Below are 1323 nucleotides of genomic sequence, written 5' to 3' on the forward strand. Positions count from 1 at the left end.
GCCGCCCAAGCCGTCGCCGCCATCGCAGTGATAGCGCTGTTCATCGTCGGCTTCGCGCGCAAACGCAAGTTGCGCACGGCGGCTGATACGGGCGATTCGGACGCGACGCACGCCTGACGGCCGTACGCAATCCGTAATCGCGAATTTCCAGATTTTTCCTCACCATCCGACAACACAGAAGGAAAGAGAAATGAAGAATAAGAAGATCGCCGCTCTGCTCGGCGTCCTGCTGGCCGGCTCCATGGCCTTCTCCCTGTCCGCGTGCGGCGGCTCCGACAACGCCGCCTCGTCGGACAAGTCCAGCACGTCCACGTCGGACACGGCGAAGGACACCAAGGCCGCCGACGATTCCAGCTCCGACGATTCCGGCGCAGGCTTCGAAGAGATCCAGGTCGACGAGAAGCATTCCGACCAGGAAGTCGGCCCGCTGACCGTCAACGCCGTGTACTTCCAGCCCATCGACATGGAACCGTCCGGCATGGGCCTCAAGGCCGCCGACGCGAGCTTCCACCTCGAAGCCGACATTCACGCCAACAAGAAGGGTACTGAGCTCGGCTACGGCAAGGGCGACTTCGTGCCGGACCTCACCGTCAACTACGACATCATCGACAAGACCTCCAACAAGTCCGTCGGCTCCGGCACTTTCATGCAGATGAACGCCTCCGACGGCCCGCACTACGGCGCCAACGTCAAGCTCGACAAGGCCGGCGCCTACAAGCTCGTGCTGAAGATCGAATCCCCGGAGAAGAAGGGTTGGATGCTGCACGTCGATCCGGAGACGGGCGTCAAGGGACGCTTCTGGACTGAGCCTATCGAGGTCACCTTCCCGGATTGGAACTACACGCCGCAGGAATGGTGATTCTCTCCTTGTAATGGTTGCCGTTCGCGGCCGCGCCATATGTTGCTCGACACACTCAAGGCCGTTCGGCCAAGCTTACGGTCGAGCAACATACGGCGCGGCCGCTCTCTCGCGTTTTAAGGGAGCGACTTATTCCTTGCGATTGCAGGGTAGGAAAGCCGGGAACTCCTCGATTTTTTGGGGGAGGGATGATTGGGAACTCCTCGGGTTTGGGGGAGGGATGGGGATGAAAGGATTTTGGGATGCTGCTGCAGTTTGTGACGGTGTTGCAGGGCGTGTTGGCGCCCGCGCTGCTCATCATGGCGCTGAACGTTATGCTCACCGTCGGTGAGGGACGGGACAAGCCGCTGAGCGCGTATTGGAGACTGGCCGGCTTTGTTGTCGGATTCGCCGGTGCCATCGTCTTCGCCGCGTTGCGCGCCACGGCCGTCATCACGCAGCGCACGTTCGTCAACTATCCGACC

At 61.2% G+C, this 1323-nt stretch carries 1 protein-coding gene and 1 pseudogene; both read left to right on the plus strand.

Annotation, left to right across the window (positions count from 1 at the left end; all coding sequences use genetic code 11):
* Positions 1 to 190 precede the first annotated feature (190 nt).
* On the plus strand, positions 191 to 859 hold the full coding sequence (locus ACR0P8_RS09805; RefSeq protein WP_026646624.1) for an iron transporter: 669 nt from the start codon (positions 191 to 193) through the stop codon (positions 857 to 859).
* 242 nt (positions 860 to 1101) lie between these two features.
* A pseudogene (locus ACR0P8_RS09810) lies at positions 1102 to 1323 on the plus strand (DUF2318 domain-containing protein); the annotation flags it as partial.

Source organism: Bifidobacterium sp., assembly GCF_050874245.1.
Taxonomy (GTDB): Bacteria; Actinomycetota; Actinomycetes; order Actinomycetales; family Bifidobacteriaceae; genus Bifidobacterium.